At 70.8% G+C, this 15,754-nt stretch carries 14 protein-coding genes; 1 reads left to right on the top strand and 13 read right to left on the bottom strand.

Annotated elements, in window-relative coordinates:
* Window positions 1–28: 28 nt before the first annotated feature.
* The 13 genes from hypF to ACFU8W_RS00965 all read right to left on the bottom strand — a co-directional run bounded on the left by hypF (window position 29) and on the right by ACFU8W_RS00965 (window position 13,511).
* Entirely contained in the window at window positions 29–2,434 is a 2,406-nt protein-coding gene (gene hypF / locus ACFU8W_RS01025) for a carbamoyltransferase HypF (protein WP_384031046.1), read from the bottom strand.
* Entirely contained in the window at window positions 2,431–3,339 is a 909-nt protein-coding gene (gene hypB / locus ACFU8W_RS01020; RefSeq protein WP_384031044.1) for a hydrogenase nickel incorporation protein HypB, read from the bottom strand. Before hypB ends, hypF begins: the two co-directional genes overlap by 4 nt.
* A gap of 3 nt (window positions 3,340–3,342) precedes the next feature.
* Window positions 3,343–3,735: a hydrogenase maturation nickel metallochaperone HypA gene (hypA, locus tag ACFU8W_RS01015; protein ID WP_345515717.1), complete on the bottom strand. Its 393-nt coding sequence runs from the start codon at window positions 3,733–3,735 to the stop codon at window positions 3,343–3,345.
* A 129-nt stretch (window positions 3,736–3,864) separates the two neighbouring features.
* Entirely contained in the window at window positions 3,865–3,969 is a 105-nt protein-coding gene (locus ACFU8W_RS01010) for a DUF6893 family small protein (RefSeq protein WP_376336220.1), read from the bottom strand.
* Window positions 3,970–3,987: 18 nt separating this feature from the next.
* On the bottom strand, window positions 3,988–4,536 hold the full coding sequence (locus ACFU8W_RS01005; RefSeq protein WP_384031042.1) for a hydrogenase maturation protease: 549 nt from the start codon (window positions 4,534–4,536) through the stop codon (window positions 3,988–3,990).
* Complete coding sequence (locus tag ACFU8W_RS01000; protein WP_384031040.1) at window positions 4,533–5,981, bottom strand: hypothetical protein; 1,449 nt, start codon at window positions 5,979–5,981, stop codon at window positions 4,533–4,535. Before ACFU8W_RS01000 ends, ACFU8W_RS01005 begins: the two co-directional genes overlap by 4 nt.
* Window positions 5,978–6,688 carry a DUF6084 family protein gene (locus ACFU8W_RS00995; protein WP_384031038.1) on the bottom strand — a complete coding sequence of 237 codons (711 nt, stop codon included), beginning with the start codon at window positions 6,686–6,688 and terminating at the stop codon, window positions 5,978–5,980. Before ACFU8W_RS00995 ends, ACFU8W_RS01000 begins: the two co-directional genes overlap by 4 nt.
* Window positions 6,685–7,356 carry a DUF5947 family protein gene (locus tag ACFU8W_RS00990; protein ID WP_384031036.1) on the bottom strand — a complete coding sequence of 224 codons (672 nt, stop codon included), beginning with the start codon at window positions 7,354–7,356 and terminating at the stop codon, window positions 6,685–6,687. Before ACFU8W_RS00990 ends, ACFU8W_RS00995 begins: the two co-directional genes overlap by 4 nt.
* Window positions 7,353–7,967, bottom strand: coding sequence for a hypothetical protein (locus ACFU8W_RS00985; protein WP_384031034.1), 615 nt, complete (start codon window positions 7,965–7,967; stop codon window positions 7,353–7,355). The genes ACFU8W_RS00990 and ACFU8W_RS00985 overlap by 4 nt, the downstream gene beginning before the upstream one ends.
* The gene (locus ACFU8W_RS00980; RefSeq protein WP_384032020.1) at window positions 7,964–9,748 is read right to left on the bottom strand and encodes a nickel-dependent hydrogenase large subunit; all 1,785 of its coding nucleotides are present in this window, start codon (window positions 9,746–9,748) and stop codon (window positions 7,964–7,966) included. Before ACFU8W_RS00980 ends, ACFU8W_RS00985 begins: the two co-directional genes overlap by 4 nt.
* Before the next feature lie 113 nt (window positions 9,749–9,861).
* Complete coding sequence (locus ACFU8W_RS00975) at window positions 9,862–10,947, bottom strand: hydrogenase expression protein HypE (RefSeq protein WP_345515726.1); 1,086 nt, start codon at window positions 10,945–10,947, stop codon at window positions 9,862–9,864.
* Window positions 10,948–11,006: 59 nt separating this feature from the next.
* Window positions 11,007–12,791 (bottom strand): enoyl-CoA hydratase-related protein, encoded by a 1,785-nt coding sequence (locus ACFU8W_RS00970; RefSeq protein WP_384031032.1) that lies wholly within the window; start codon window positions 12,789–12,791, stop codon window positions 11,007–11,009.
* 195 nt (window positions 12,792–12,986) lie between these two features.
* Complete coding sequence (locus ACFU8W_RS00965) at window positions 12,987–13,511, bottom strand: DoxX family protein (protein ID WP_345515728.1); 525 nt, start codon at window positions 13,509–13,511, stop codon at window positions 12,987–12,989.
* A 208-nt stretch (window positions 13,512–13,719) separates the two neighbouring features.
* On the opposite strand from ACFU8W_RS00965, the gene ACFU8W_RS00960 reads away from it, so the two are divergent.
* Window positions 13,720–15,735: an FAD-dependent oxidoreductase gene (locus ACFU8W_RS00960; protein WP_384031029.1), complete on the top strand. Its 2,016-nt coding sequence runs from the start codon at window positions 13,720–13,722 to the stop codon at window positions 15,733–15,735.
* The last annotated feature ends 19 nt before the right edge of the window (window positions 15,736–15,754 follow it).

Raw genomic sequence — 15,754 nt, 5'->3', positions numbered from 1 at the left:
GCGTTGCCCGGCTCTGCCGGGCAGGACGTCAGTCGGCGGCGCTGGTGTGCGCCGCTCCGGTGCGGGCGGCCACCATGAGCTGGCCGAGCGCCAGTCCGCCGTCATTCGGGGGGACTTCCCGGTGGCGCAGGACGGTGAAGTCGTTCTCGCTCAACGTCCTGGCGCACAGGGAGGAGAGAAGGGTGTTGGCGAACACGCCTCCGGTCAGGGCGACTTCATGCAGGTCGTGCTGTTCGCGGGCCGCGGTGCACACGTGGAGCACGAGACTCGCGACAGCCGCGTGGAAACGTGCGGCGACAAGCGTCGGCGCCGTACCGGCACGCACGTCGTCGACGACGGCTGCCACCACCGGCGACGGGTCCATGATCAACTGCCGGCCGTCGGCCGTGCCCGCCGGGCGCAGCGCGAAGCCGTAACCGGGTCCGGGGTCCGCGGCGGCGCCGACCGCTGCGGCCTCCAGTTCGACGGCGGCCTGGGCTTCGTACCCGGCCCGGTGGCAGACGCCCGCCAGCGAGGAGACGGCGTCGAACAGCCGGCCCATGCTGGAGGTGGGGACACAGTTGAGGTTTCGCTCCAACTGCCGTAGCAGCACACGCCGTTCGTCCGGCGGGCAGGCTGCCGCGCAAGGCAGGTCGTCCGTCGGGCCGATGCCTGCCGCGTAGAGATGAGCGAGCGCCATCCGGTAGGGCCGGTGCACGGTGGCGTCGCCGCCGGGCAGCGGAACGTACGCGAGGTGCGCGAAGCGGTGGTACGTCTCGTAGTCGGCCAGCATGACCTCGCCACCCCACACCGCGCCGTCGTCCCCGTAACCGGTGCCGTCGAACGCGACGCCGATCACTCGGCGGCTGCCGTCCCTTCTGTGCTCGGCCATTGCGGCCGCGATATGCGCGTGGTGGTGCTGTACACGGACGACCGGCCGTCCGTCGGCCCGGCGCAGGGCCCACTGGCCGGTGCGGTAGCGGGGATGCCGGTCGGTGGCCAGGATGCCGGGCCGCACTCCGGTGATGGTTTCCACGTGCTGTTCGGCGCGTTCGAAGGCGTGCTGGGTGGCGAGGTCGTCCATGTCGCCGACATGGGCGGACAGCCAGGCCCTGTGGTCCTCGGCGAGGCAGAAGGTGTTCTTCAGGTCGCCGCCGGTGGCGAGGGTCGCGGGTACCGGGTGCGGCAGGGCGAGCGGCAGCGGGGCATAGCCGCGTGAGCGCCGTACGATCAGCCGCTCCCCGTCGCAGACACGCACGACGGAGTCGTCGCACGGCACGTGGATCGGGCGGTCGTGCGTGAGCCAGCCGTCGGCGAGGTGGGCCAGTCGCTCCAGCGCCTCGTCGTCGTCCGTGACGATCGGTTCACCGGCCACGTTGCCGCTGGTCATGACCAGAAGGCGCGGTCCCGGCGGGTCACCGGGCAGGCCCAGCAGGAGGTGGTGCAGCGGGGTGTACGGGAGCATGACGCCGAGGTCGGGACTGCCCGGGGCGACCGCGTCGGACGGCCATGGAGTACCGGGGCCCGGGCGGGCGTCGGTGCGGCGTCGCAGCAGGACGACGGGCCGGACAGCGCCGATGAGCAGAGCCCGCTCCTCGGCGCCCAGCTGCACGAGGTGCGCGATGTCGTCGATGCCGCGGGCCATCATGGCGAACGGCTTGTCGCCGCGGGCCTTGCGACGGCGCAGCAGGGACACCGCGGCGGAGTTCTCGGCGTCGCACGCAAGGTGGTAGCCGCCGAGTCCCTTGATCGCGAGCACAGCGCCGTCGGACAGCAGTCGGCGGGCCTCCGCGACCGGGTCGCGTCCGGTTGCGGGCTGTGCCGGCTGTGTTCGGTCCGGCTGTCCCACGAGCAGTCGCAGCCGGGGGCCGCAGTCGGGGCAGGCGACCGGCTGTGCGTGGAAGCGCCGGTCGGTGGGGTCGGCGTACTCGCGGGCGCAGTCGGCGCACATCGGGAAGCGGGCCATGGTCGTGTGTGCGCGGTCGTACGGCACTCCGGTGACGATGGTGAAGCGGGGCCCGCAGTGCGTACAGGTGATGAAGGGGTGGCGGTGGCGCCGGTCGGCCGGATCAGCCAGTTCGGTGAGGCAGTCGGCGCAGGTGGCCACGTCCGGGGAGACCAGTGTGCGGGCCGGTCCGCCGGTCAGGGAGTCCTCGATGCTGAAGCGGGATCCGCCGGCGGCGGGGACTTCCCTGTGGTCGACGGAGTCCACCAGTGCGAGCGGTGGGGCGTCCGCGGCGATCCGGTCGCAGAACAGTGCCACCGCGGCCGGGGCGCCCTCGACCTCGGCGACAACGCCTTCGGTGGTGTTGGTGACGTGTCCGGCAAGCCCGAGCCCGGTGGCGCGGGCGTACAGATAGGGCCGGAAGCCCACCCCCTGCACGACGCCGCGGACCACGACCCGCCGCCTCTGCACGGCTCCGGCGACGACGGTCCCGGGCTGTGGGGTCGTCACGGGCGGGGCTCTGCCGCGGAGGCGGGTGCTGTCGTCACGACGAGCGGCTCGTCGGGGTGCGCGTGGGCGTGCGGACCGGTGTGCGGGTGATCGTGGGTTCCGACGTCCGGATGCGTGTGCGTGTGCACGCCCGTATGCGTGTGGCTGTGGGTGTGCTGGCCTCCGTGCGTGCGGTGGTCCTGGTTGCTGTGCGTATGCGGGTGCTGGTGGGACGGGTGCTGCCGGGCCATCACCGGTGTGTGGACGGAGGCGCCTTCCCCGGCGGCCAGGGCCCGGTCGAGCAGCGTGCCCACCCCCTCACCGCGGCGGGCGGCGGTGAGCACCACGTCCACACCGGGGTTGACCTGCTGGACATGGGCACGGAATGCGGCCTCGTCGAATCCGACGGCCTGCGCAAGGTCGGTCTTGGTGACCACGACGAGCTGGGCCAGTCCGAACGCAGTGGGGTACTTCAGCGGCTTGTCCTCGCCTTCCGTCACGGAGGCGAGGACGACCCTGAGCGTTTCCCCGAGGTCGTACGAGGCGGGGCAGACCAGGTTGCCGACGTTCTCGACGAAGAGGATCCGGGTCCCGTCGGGCAGCCAGTCGTCGATGTGGCGGCCCAGCATCCCGGCCTCCAAATGGCAGAGTCCGTCGGTCAGCACCTGTTTGACGGGGGCTCCGGACCGGGCCAGGCGGACCGCGTCGTTCTCGGTGGCGAGGTCGGCGGTGAGCGCGGCGACCGGCACTCCCCTCTCCCGGGCCCGGCCGAGTTCGCCTTCCAGCAGTTCGGTCTTGCCGCTGCCGGGGCTGGAGAGCAGGTTGACGACGGTGGTGCCGCGCGCCGTGAGCACGGCTCGCAGGTTGTGCGCCGTCGCGTCGTTCTTGGCGAGTACCGCCTGCTGCAGGTCGACTTCACGGCACATCGTTCAGCGCTCCTGGGAGATCGGTTCGCGGGCGTGTTCGTGTTCGGGTCCGTCCTGCCAGTGCACGCTGACGATCTGCAGCTCGCGCCCCGACAGGAGTTCGGCGGTCGGCTCGCCGCAGGCCGGACAGCACAGGCGCGGCGGCATGCCGACCGCCCATTCGTCCGCGCAGGGCTCGCACCGCGCGCGGGCCGCCACGGGTTCGACGACGAGTTCGGCGCCTTCCAGAACGGTCCCGGCGCAGGCGAGTCCGAAGCAGAAGGACAGGGCGTCAGGAACGACTCCGGCCAGTTCGCCGACCTGGAGCCGGACGGACCCGACCGAGGCGGCTCCGCCTGCCTGAGCCGCCTCCTCCACCTGGTCGACGACGGCCATGGCGATCGACATCTCGTGCATTGCATCTCCGTCCTGCCGTGCGTCATTACAGCGGCGGGTGACGGGGGCCGGCGGACCGGCTCGCCGGTACCCGTACGGCACATGCACCATTCGGTGCAGCCAGGGGCCGGGACCGGGCGGCGGGCGCCGTCACATGCAGCGCATCCGCAGATAGCGCTTGACGTCGGGCAGGACCTGCGCGGCGAGGGCGACGAGGGCGGCGGCGGTCAGGCCGCAGATGAGGGTCTTCTTCATGGGGTGGGTCCCTTCTGCTCAGTTCATGGCGGGTCCGGCCGCCGCCCGCTGGGCGGCGGCTCCGTGGTCTTCTTCCAGTACGAGGTCCAGGACCATCCGTACGGCCTGTGGCACTGCTGCGGCCACCGGAGCGCTCAGCCCGATCCCTTCGTCGACGTTGTCGGGTTCGCAGCCGACGACGAGCGTGCGCCTCGGCGGTACGGCTCCGGTGCCGGCGCACAGGGTTCCGAGCAGTGCCAGGACTGCGTCGGGGGTCATCCGGTGGCCGTCGAGCAGTGCGTTCTGCGGCTCGACTGCGCCGGGTTCGTCGACCTCGATCAGGTACAGGGTTCCCGGGGCGCCGCCGCGCTCGGTTGCGTCGATCAGGACGAGCGTGTCGTATCCGTCGAGGAGCTGGTAGGCGAGGTGGACGCCCCGTACGCCGATGTCGACCACCTCGAGATGGTCCGGGAGACGGTGCGAGGACAGTGCGCGCACCGTCTCGACGCCGAAGCCGTCGTCGCCGAGGAAGATGTTCCCGATCCCGGCGACCAGGGTTCTCGGACGTTCCTGCGCGGGGGCGTTCACGCATCCTCCAGGGGGGCGACCTCGTCCGGCTGGAAATACAGGAAGCGCCCCTGCTCACGGCGGATGTCCGCGCCCGGGTCGCCTTCGACCGTGACCGCGAGGTGCACTCCGCCGTCGACGTCGTGGAGCACCGCTTCGACCTGTGCGCTGCGGCCCTTGAGGAACAGGTCCTGGGCGTCGGTACGCCGCAGTCCCGGTCGTAGAAGGACGCGGCTGCCCACGCCCACGGACCGGCCGCCCACCAGAACGCGATCCCGGGCCGGGGCGGCGGTGTCGTCGCTCGCGGGGTCCCACCACGGGGTGTCGGGGCGAAGCACGCCGCGGGCGTCGATGAGGTCCACGCCGTCCGGGAGGGGGTCCTGGGCGGCGCGCGGGGACGTGTCGGGTCCGGTGATCTCGCGCAGGGCCCGCACCGCGCCGTGCAGCCGCTCCAGGACCTCGGGGGGCATCGATTCGGCCAGGTCGACGACCGCGGCCGCCCGGGCGTCGGTTCCGCGGGCCTCGCGCTTCTCCTGGTCGGTCAGGGCCGCCGTCCGCAGGGCGAGGATCTCGTCGATCTCGGTGGCGTCGTAGAGCGCTCCGGGGCTCTCGGGGGCGATGGCCGGATGGTCCTCCAGGATGATCGGGGACGACAGCATCAGGTCCGCACGCCCGGGTTCCCCGGCGAGCACCGGCCAGGTGTGCAGGTTGCGGCAGGCCGCGACCGCGCCCTTCGCCCACTCGGGCGGGTCCGTCATCGACAGGAACGAGCCCGCGCTGAGACCCATCAGGAGGTGGGCGGCGACCAGCGACCGTGGGAGCGCGGCGTCCCGATCGGCCTCGGCGGGGCCGGGCGTCCAGGTGCTGGTGTTCTCCACCACTGCGGTGAGCCTCATGACCCGGTAGGGGCCGTCGAGTTCGCGGGCGGACAGCCGCACCACGCCGCTGATCTCCTCGCAGCGGCGGACCAGACGGCCCAGCGTCCGCCCGTCCGCGTCCAGGACGGGTTCGGTCTCCTCGCGGGCGGGCCTGGTGAAGGGGACGGTGACACCGTCCCCGGCCAGTTCGGCGACGTCCACGACCACTTCGACGCGTTCCTCGGCGCCCTCGTCCCAGGGGACCAGCACCCGGTCGGCGAGTTCGAGTTCGGCCACGGTCGCGAACGTGCCGTCGTCGCGGGCCTGTTGCACCGTGCGCCGTTGGGCGTGCAGAAACCGTGCTTCGACGGCGAGCGTCGCGCCGGGCTTCGGCTCCATCAGGCACTCGGTGTGCTGGAAGTCGTGCTCCTCGCGGTCGGCGCCCCAGCCGGGCGGCACGAGCACCCCGAACTGCCAACGGAGCCGGTTCTTGGCCGCCGAGGCCCGGTACGGGTAGAGCACATAGCCCTCGAAGAGGACGGTGTCGGCCACCTGCCGTGCGATGGCGAACCGGGTCTCCAGTGCGGGCGTGAGGAGGGATGAGGTCACGGCGCCGTCCTCTCGGTGACCCGGGGCAGTACGGCCCGGTGCACGGGGCGCTCAGGGCACTGCGGAGGTGGGGTACCTGCGTCTCCGGCCAGGTCGATCAGGGCCTGGACGGTCGTCTCCCAGGACGGCAGGGCCTGCCGCGACCGGAAGGCGAGCAGGGCGTTCATGGTGTCGCGCGGCAGCCGGATCCAGCCGCAGCCCGGGAAGTGCTGCTCGATCATGTCCTTCCACACCGCGACCGGCATCCGGAAGGGCGCCTCGCGGTCCCAGGGAATCGGCTCGACGTGGAAACCGCTGTCCCCGGTGAAGGCCGTGCCGGAGAAGAGCAGGAGGAGCGGCACCTCGCCGTCCTGGAGCGCGTCGAAGTACCGTGTCGCGGCGATGTCCAGGTCGTAGGTGCAGGGCACGACGAGGTCCACCTCGGTCTCCGTCGTGAAGGACGGGACCATGAGGGAGACCTGGGCGAACTGCAGGGGCTGGAGCGTGTTTCCCCAGCGTGAGCGGTCGCCGAAGAGGTCGTGCAGTCCGTCGGCCTCGCCCGGCTCGTAACCGCGCCGGGCCGGTTCGATACGGATCTGGCAGCGCAGCGCAAGGGCGTGCACCCGGGCTTCTCCGGACGTGGTGATGCGCAGCCGGAAGACCAGCGTGGGGCCCGCCGCGTACGCGTCGGCGCGGACTCCGGTGCAGGTGAAGGCGAATTCCGTCACCGGGACTGCCCCTTCTCCTGGGTTCGGGCGCGTCCCTCGACGTGCGCGAAGAACGCCTGGAGATCGGCCCTGGCCTCGGCGCCGCCGTCGAAGCCCTGCCACAGCAGGCGCATGCGTCCCACCAGCTCGTAACAGATGTCGATCGGTACGAGGTAGCACTCGGCCCGGCCCTCCGTACGACGCATCAGCAGGGCCTCGACATCGGGTTCGAGAAGGGCGGCGAGGCGACTGGCGCCGAGCACGGTCTGCCAGGTCTCCGGGTCGAGTTCGCTCTCGGTGGCTCCGGCCGGGCTCGGGTAGAGCGCGACCAGCCGGTCCAGCGCCGCGTTGCGGAAGAAGAACGCGACGCCGACCGGGATCTGCAGAAGCTCCCACGCACCGTCGTCGAGACGGTGGTCCGCATCGGACAGATAGCGGTCCGGGACCGTTCTGAAGCGTCCGTGCGCTGCGCCGGGCCGCTCGAACAGCAGGGCGCACGGAGTACACGCACAGGCCAGCGCCCGCTTCTCGGTGTCCACGAGATGCCGGTGACCGCCCTCGGTCACCGGCACGCCGCACAGCTCGCACCGTTCCTGCCGGGGTTCCGGCGGCGTGGCGAATCTGCGCAGGCCGCGGGCGCGGGCAACGGGCGCGGGGCGACGCTCGGCCCTGGTCGGGGGGGCGCTCACGGTGCCGTCGCGGCAACGGTCGCCCCGGCACCGGCAGTTCCGGCCGGCGGGCGGGTGGCAATCTGGAGCAGGGGTGGCTCCCGGTCGGTGGTCACCGACTCCATGACCACCTGCTCCACTTCCGGTACGAAGCAGGCCAGCGCGTCCTCGACGCTGCGCTGCGTCGCCGCGCCCGTGCTCGGGCAGCCGCAGCCACCGCCGTCGCCGGCCTCGGCCGAGGAGCGCAGCCGCAGGATGCCGGTCTCCTCGTCGAAGCCGACGACCTCGACGGGGTCGCTTACGGAGTCCAGGGCGCGCGTGATCCGTGTGCCGATGTCCTCCGGGTGCAGATCGTGCAGGGCCAGCAGGCTCGACACGAGTTCGTCGTCGAGGAGCGCGGCGAGCGGCCCGTCGCCGGTTCCGCGGTCCGCGGGGGTGCCGAGGCGGCCGACGATCCGGGCCAGGCCTGCGCCGTAGAAGTCCATCAGGACCCGCACCAACTCCTCTGCTGCGGCGCACACTTCCTGGTCGCCGGTGGTGCTCAGGCGGTCGAGCAGGTCCTCGACCCGCCGCCCGGCCTCCACGGCGTCGAGGGCCCTCGGGGGTGCGACGACCGTCGCTGCGGCGCTCATCCGGCCAGTCCGCTCAGCCCGGTGGGCACATGCATCTGCTGGACGGTCTTGCCGCCGCCCACGTACATGTGGACGCCGCACGGCAGACAGGGGTCGAAGCTGCGGACGGTCCGCATGATGTCGATGCCCTTGAAGTTCTCCGGGGTGTTCTCCTCGAAGATCGGCGTGTTCTGCACCGCGTCCTCGTAGGGACCGGGGGTACCGAACGTGTCCCGCGTGCTGGCGTTCCACGGGGTGGGCGGGTAGGGGTGGTAGTTGGCGATCTTGCCGTCCCTGATCACCATGTGATGGGAGAGCACGCCGCGTACGGCCTCCGTGAAGCCGACACCGATGCTCTCGTCCGGCACGTCGAACTTCTCCCAGGTCTGGGTGCGTCCGGCGCGGACCTCCTCGAGCCCCTTCTCGGCACAGTGCAGCGCGATGGCGGCGGCGTACGCCTGGAAGTAGGTGCGGGCGCGGTTGCGTTCCAGCGCGTTGCTCCACTTCGGGATCTTCCACTCGAAGGTGGTCTCGGGCTTGGTCATCGTGCGCGGCAGGTTGATGACGACGCTGTGGCCGGTCGCCTTCACATAGCCGACATCGACGAGCCCGGACAACGCGGTGGACCAGAGGCGGGCGATGGGGCCGCCACCGGTGTCCAGTGCCAGGTGGTCCTTGCCGTCGAACCAGCGGGGCGACATCACCCAGCTGTACTTGTCGTCGAAGTTCCGCTTCTGCGGGGCAGGGATCGTGTGCTGGTTCCACGGGTGGCGGGGGTCCACCGGGTTGCCCAGCGGGTCATGGGTGACGAACTGTTCCTTGCCCTCCCAGTCGTCGTAGTACGAACTGCCGAGCAGAATCCGGATGCCGAGGTTGATCTCGGTGAGGTCGTTGGTGACCAGTTTGCCGTCCACGATCACACCGGGGGTGACGAACATCTTCCGTCCCCAGTCGGTCATGTTGGCGTAGGTGAAGTCGCAGTGTTCGGGGTCGTTGAGCGCTCCCCAACAGCCGAGCAGCACCCGCCGGCGGCCGACCTCCTCGTACCCGGGCAGGGCCTCGTAGAAGAAGTCGAACAGGTCGTCGTGCAGGGGAACGACCCGCTTCATGAACTCCACGTACCGCATGAGGCGGCTGAGGTAGTCCGTGAAGAGCTGGACGGACGCGACCGTTCCGACGCCGCCCGGGTAGAGCGTGGAGGGGTGCACATGGCGCCCTTCCATCAGGCAGAACATCTCCCGCGTGTAGCGGCTCACTTGAAGAGCCTCGCGGTAGAACTCCCCCTCGATGGGGTTGAGGGAGCGCATGATGTCCGCGATCGTGCGGTAACCGTGCTCCCCGGCGTGCGGCGCCTCGGTGCGCTCGGCGAGCTCCATGACTCCGGGGTTGGTCTCGCGGACCATCTTCTCGCAGTAGTCGACTCCGACCAGGTTCTCCTGGAAGATGTTGTGGTCGAACATGTACTCCGCCGACTCGCCCAGGTTGATGATCCACTCACCGAGGTTCGGCGGCTTCACTCCATAGGCCATGTTCTGCGTGTACACGGAACATGTGGCGTGGTTGTCGCCGCAGATCCCGCAGATGCGGCTGGTGATGAAGTGGGCGTCCCGGGGATCCTTGCCCCGCATGAAGACGCTGTAGCCACGGAAGACCGACGAGGTGCTGTAGCACTCCGCGACCTGCTTCTGCTTGAAGTCGATCTTCGTGTGGATGCCGAGACTGCCTACGATCCGGGTGATCGGATCCCAGGCCATCTCGACGAGGCCACTGCCGTCGCCGGCCGCCTTCGTCGTGGGTGCCATTGTGTGTGCCATGACCCTTCTGGGGAGTGGGAGTTGATGGAGGAGGAAGCGGGGGCGGAAACGGGACGTTCACCGATCGCGGAGGGCGGGGCACTCGGCGGACGCCGCGCCGGTCACCGGGGCGATCGGTACCCGGTGGTCAGCTTGGAGCCCTTGTGACGCCACTTCGGTTCCTTGTCCACGGTCTTCGCCGTGATCGACCGGAGCCTGCGGACCACCGCCCCGTACGCTCCGCTGGCGGCGCTGGAGACCTTGCCGCCGGGCGGTTCGTCCATGAACGGCATGAACTTGTCGGGGAATCCGGGCATGGTGCAGGCGATACAGATGCCGCCGACGTTCGGGCAGCCGCCGATGCCGCTCATCCAGCCGCGCTTCGGGACGTTGCACTTGACGACGGGACCCCAGCAGCCGAGCTTGACCAGGCATGCGGGCGAGTCGTACGTGGTGGCGAACTGGCCCTGCTCGTAGTAGCCGGCCCGGTCGCACCCCTCGTGCACGGTGGCCCCGAAGAGCCAGGCAGGGCGCAGCTTGTCGTCCAGCGGAATCATCGGCGCGGATCCCACCGCCTGGTAGAGCAGGTAGGTGAGGGTCTCCGAGAAGTTGTCCGGCTGGATCGGGCATCCGGGCACGCACACGATCGGGATACCGGCCTTCGAGGTCCAGTCCCAGCCCAGGTAGTCGGGTACGCCCATGGCACCGGTCGGGTTGCCGGCCATCGCATGGATGCCGCCGTAGGTGGCGCAGGTACCGATGGCGACGACCGCCAGGGCCTTGGGCGCCAGCCGGTCGATCCACTCACTGGTGGTGATCGGCTGGCCGGTCTCGGGGTTGTCGCCGAAGCCGCACCAGTACCCCTCCTGCTTGATCGATTCGTTGGGAATGGACCCCTCGACGACCAGCACGAAGGGATCGATCTCGCCGCGCTCACCCTTGAAAAACCACTCGATGAAGGTGTCTGCACCGCCCACCGGACCGGATTCGAAGTCGATCAGAGGCCAGTGGACCTGGATCTTGGGCAGCCCGGGCAGCGCACCGAGCACGATCTCCTCGATGCTGGGCTGCATCGCCGCGGTCAGCGACACCGAGTCGCCGTCACAGCTCAGCCCCGCATTGATCCAGAGAATGTGGATCGGGGACTCCTCGTCGGCGGCCGCACCGTCCGCCTGGGCGCCGACCGTGTTCGCTGTTGCTGCACCCATGGGGATGCCTCCTTGGAGAGCTCTGCGGTGAATGCCCGCTTTTCTGCCTTCGTGTCCAGCTAACAGTCAGCCGGTCCGGGTGCGACGGCGAGCGCCGCCGTTGCGGTGACATTGCGGTCCCGGTCGGCGGAAGGATCCGCCGTGCGCGCGCCGGGAACGTCGGTGCCGATGTGGTGCGGAGTCCGGACCGGGGGTTCCTTGCGCACGAAGGCGCGGCGCAGCAAGTGGTACGGCGCATCCGGGTCGAAGAAGATGGACCGCATCGCGGCCAGTTCCTCCTGCCGGTGGACGGCCAGCGGCTTGACCGCCTCCTGGTGCTCCAGCGTCGTCTTCTTCAGGGCGATCCGTGCCTGTACGTCGGTCGACGAGGCCAACCGGACGGCCAGCCGGAGGGCCTCGCCCGGGAAGTCCTGGGGCCGGCAGGCGACCGTCCGGTCCACCAGGCCGAGCCGTTGGGCGGCTTCGGCGCCGAGCGGCAGCGCTTCATGGACGAGCCGTTCGGCGACCTCGGGGCCCACTCGGTGCGGCAGAGTGCGGGTCCAGTACTCCGAGCCGGACAGTCCCATCAGCCGGTAGTGCGGGTTCAGGACCGATCCCTTGCGGCACCAGACCTCGTCGGCGGCCAGGGCGAGCATTGCTCCTCCGGCGGCGGCGTTGCCGCCCACGGCAGCGATCACCAGCCGGTCGTCGGTGGTCAGCACCGCCTGCACCAGGTCGTTGATGGCGTTGATGTTGGCCCAGGACTCCTCGGCGGGGTCGGCCGCCGCCTCGATGACGTTCAGATGGATGCCGTTGGAGAAGAAGTCCCGGCCGCCGCCCAGAACCAGGACCGACGTGGGCCGGGAGCACGCCGCCCGGTAGGCGTCCAGGAGGCGCTTGCAGTGCGTGGTGCTCATGGCACCACCGGGGAACGAGAACGTGAGATGTCCGACGGCACCGGTCTCCTCGTAGCGGATGTCGGTCCAGGTTCCGCGGCGCTCGCGTGCGTCCGGCGGAACCGGGTCATCGGGCAGCGGAGGCAGTCGGTCGCCGAGCGCCAGGACGGCGGGGAGTTTGAACGGGGCGGGCTCTCCCGGCCGCCGCCTGGCGCGCAGCTCCGGGATCCACACGGCGCCGTCGGCGGTCGCCCGGCAGACCGCGCCGACCCGCGTCGCGAGCAGGTCTCCGGGGCGGCCGCGCAGCCGGTCCTCGGGGTGTCCCCCGTGCAGGAACCACTCGCCGCCGAGCAGTTCGTCCAGCACACCGGGGGACGAGTCGGCTGCCCGCAGCTTGCGCAGCACGGTCTCCGTGGAGTCGGACCGCCAGTCGATCCGCCGGAGTTGCTGGCGGAAGTACGACCGGGTGCCGCCCGTGGCCCGTGCGCCGTCCTGGGGCCGGGGTCTGTACGTTCCCGAGGCGAACCGGTCGACGGCGAGAAGCACGGCCGTCAGCGCCGCGTCGGAGACCTCGTTGCGATAGAGGTCGCTCTTGCCGACCTGCGGTACGGAGAACCCGACCGATGCCCAGACGTCTCCGGCGTCCATCTCCTCGTCGGCCTGCAGAACCGTCACACCCCAGCGGGTGACGCCCTCGTGGATCGCCCAGTCGAGCGAGGACGGACCGCGGTCGCCCACGGGTCCCGGATGGACGATGAGGCACGTGTGCGCCGACCACACGTCTCGCGGGATGGCCGTCCTGAGCATCGGAGCGACGATCAGTTCGGGTGCGAACCGTCGGACCGCGTCCCGCAGATGGTCGTCGGAGAGTGCGAGTTCGACCGCCACGCCGTGGCCGCGGTCCCGCAGCTCGGCGTGGACGCGCTGAGTGAGGCTGTTGAACGCACTCGCGACGAGCAGAATGTGCACGGCGGACTCCCAGCGGTTCTGCGACTCCCGGCCGGAACAGGTCAGGCCGACTGCAAGCCTCGGACACGCGGAACGAACGCCGTGGGCGCCGGGGCGGCGAAGTCACTCGAAAGGGAACGTCCTGCGGCCACTCGACGGCCGGGACACGGGCCGGGGAGCGACAGCGCATCGGGGCCGCCCGCTCGGCCCGTCGGCTCAGGCCTCGTCGGCGCCCTTGCCCTGCCCCCTGGCCCGCCTCCCGACCACCGCGGCGGCCGCGGCGGCGCTGCCCGCGAAGGCGAGCGCGACCAGCCACGGCTGGTTGAACACATGCCAGGTGACATGGTCGAGGGAGTAACGCCCGGGGCCGGTCAGTCCGATCGCCGCGGCGGTGAAACCGAGGAACGCCGGGTATTCGTACCCGCCGCCCTGCGCGAAGAAGCCCGCGGGCGCGTGCACGGCGACGGCGCCCGCCATGGCGCCCGCCGCCGCCGCGCCGGCGGCGGGGGTGGCGAGGCCGAGGGCCAGCAGGGCACCTCCGCCCGCCTCGCCGAGTCCGGCGGCGACGGCGCTGTGCTTCGGCGGGTGGAAGCCCATGGCCTCCATGCCCGCGGTGGTTCCTTCGATGCCCCCGCCGCCGAACCAGCCGAACAGCTTCTGGGTGCCGTGCGCGGCCAGGACCGCACCGGTTCCGACGCGCAGGACAAGAAGGCCGAGGTCACGCCGGTTGACGCAGGTCATGGGGGGTCTCCATGGAGTAGTGGGTGTGATCCGGTTTACGGATCCACTCTCCGCGCCTCGACGGGTGGACGTACCCCGGTACTACTCCGTACGGGGGACGGCGTCGGGTGGTCGGTCCGGTGCGACGAACACCATTATGCAACTTGTTGCACAATGGTGTTCCGGTGGTCTACAACTGGCGCAACGACACTGCGCGAGGAGCCGCCGGATGACCCCGTACCCGAATCTGCTGAGCCCGCTCGACCTCGGGTTCACCACCCTTCCCAACCGGGTGCTGATGGGGTCGATGCATGTCGGTCTGGAAGAGGCCGAGCGCGGCTTCGAACGGATGGCGGCTTTCTACGCCGCCCGCGCCCGCGGCGGAGTCGGGCTCATGGTCACCGGGGGCATCGCGCCGAACGACCGAGCCCGCCCCTATCCCGGCGGCGCCAAGCTGACCACCGATGCGGAAGCGGAGCAGCACGCCCGGGTCACCGCCGCCGTGCATGCGGCGGGCGGCCGGATCGCGATGCAGATCCTCCACTTCGGCCGGTACGCGCACCATCCGGATCTGGTGGCGCCGAGCGCGATCCAGGCCCCGATCAGCCCCTTCACCCCGCACGCCCTGACGGACGACGAAGTCGAGGAGACCATCGAGGACTTCGTGCGGACCGCCGAGCTGGCACGGCAGGCAGGCTACGACGGTGTCGAGATCATGGGCTCCGAGGGCTATCTGATCAATGAGTTCATCGCCGCCGGGACCAACCACCGCACCGACCGCTGGGGCGGCTCGTACGAGAACCGCATCCGGTTCCCCGTGGAGATCGTGCGCCAGGTCCGCGAGCGGGTCAGCAGCAACTTCATCCTGATCTACCGGCTCTCGATGCTGGACCTGGTTCCCGGCGGCTCCTCACTGGAGGAGGTCGTGCAGCTCGCCCGGGAGATCGAGGCGGCCGGGGCGACGATCATCAACACCGGAATCGGCTGGCACGAGGCCCGTATCCCCACCATCGCGACGTCCGTGCCGCGCGGTGCGTACACCTGGGTCACCGAGAAGGTGCGCGGGGCCGTCTCCGTACCGCTGGTGACCAGCAACCGGATCAACACCCCCGAGGTCGCCGAGGAGATCCTCGCCTCGGGGCGGGCGGACATGGTGTCCATGGCCCGGCCGTTCCTCGCCGACCCGGACTTCGTCGCCAAGGCGAGCGCGGGACGTGCCGACGCCATCAACACCTGCATCGGCTGCAACCAGGCGTGCCTGGACCACACGTTCAGCGGAAGGATCACCTCCTGCCTGGTCAATCCGCGCGCCTGCCACGAGACCGAACTCACGTTGTCGCCGACCCGGACCCGTAAGCGCGTCGCCGTCGTCGGCGCGGGTCCCGCCGGGCTCGCGTGCGCCGTATCGGCGTCCGAGCGCGGGCACGAGGTGACTCTGTTCGACGCGGCCGACGAGATCGGCGGCCAGCTGAACGTGGCACGCCGGATCCCCGGCAAGGAGGAGTTCGACGAGACGCTGCGCTACTTCCGCACCCGGCTCGCGGAGCAGCAGGTCGAGGTCCGGCTCGGTACGAAGGCGACGCCGGACACGCTCGACGGCTTCGACGAGATCGTCCTCGCCACCGGCGTCACCCCCCGCTCCCCCGCGATCCCGGGCCTGGACCACCCCAGCGTGGTCAGCTACCTCGACGTCCTGCGCGACGGGGCGCGCGTCGGACAGCGGGTCGCGATCATCGGTGCGGGCGGGATCGGCTTCGACGTCGCCGAATTCCTGACGGACGGCGGCGATGCGGCGAGCCTCGACCCGGAGGTGTTCTTCCGGCACTGGGGGGTCGACACCGCGTACCGGGAGCGTGGTGGCCTGCGCCTCCCCGAGCGCCCGAAGCCGCCGCGCACCGTACATCTCCTGCAGCGCAAGACGAGCAAGGTGGGCGCCGGGCTGGGCAGGACAACTGGCTGGATCCACCGTACGGAGCTGCGGCACCGAGGCGTCACGATGATCGCGGGCGCCACGTACGACCGCATCGACGACGACGGTCTGCACCTGACGGTCGACGGCGAGCAGCATCTCCTGCCGGTGGACACGGTGGTGCTCTGCGCCGGTCAGGAGCCACGGCGCGAACTGCACGAGGAGCTCGTTGCCGCGGGCCGTACGCCGCACCTGATCGGCGGCGCCGACGTGGCCGCCGAACTGGATGCCAAGCGGGCCATCCGCCAGGGGACGGAGCTGGCGGCAGCCCTGTGACGCCCGGGCCGTCCCTAGG

Source organism: Streptomyces sp. NPDC057565, from assembly GCF_042801455.1.
In the GTDB taxonomy this organism is placed as follows: Bacteria; Actinomycetota; Actinomycetes; order Streptomycetales; family Streptomycetaceae; genus Streptomyces; species Streptomyces yanii.
The sequence above is the reverse complement of the archived record's forward strand: the minus strand, read 5'-3'. Positions and strand labels throughout refer to the sequence as shown.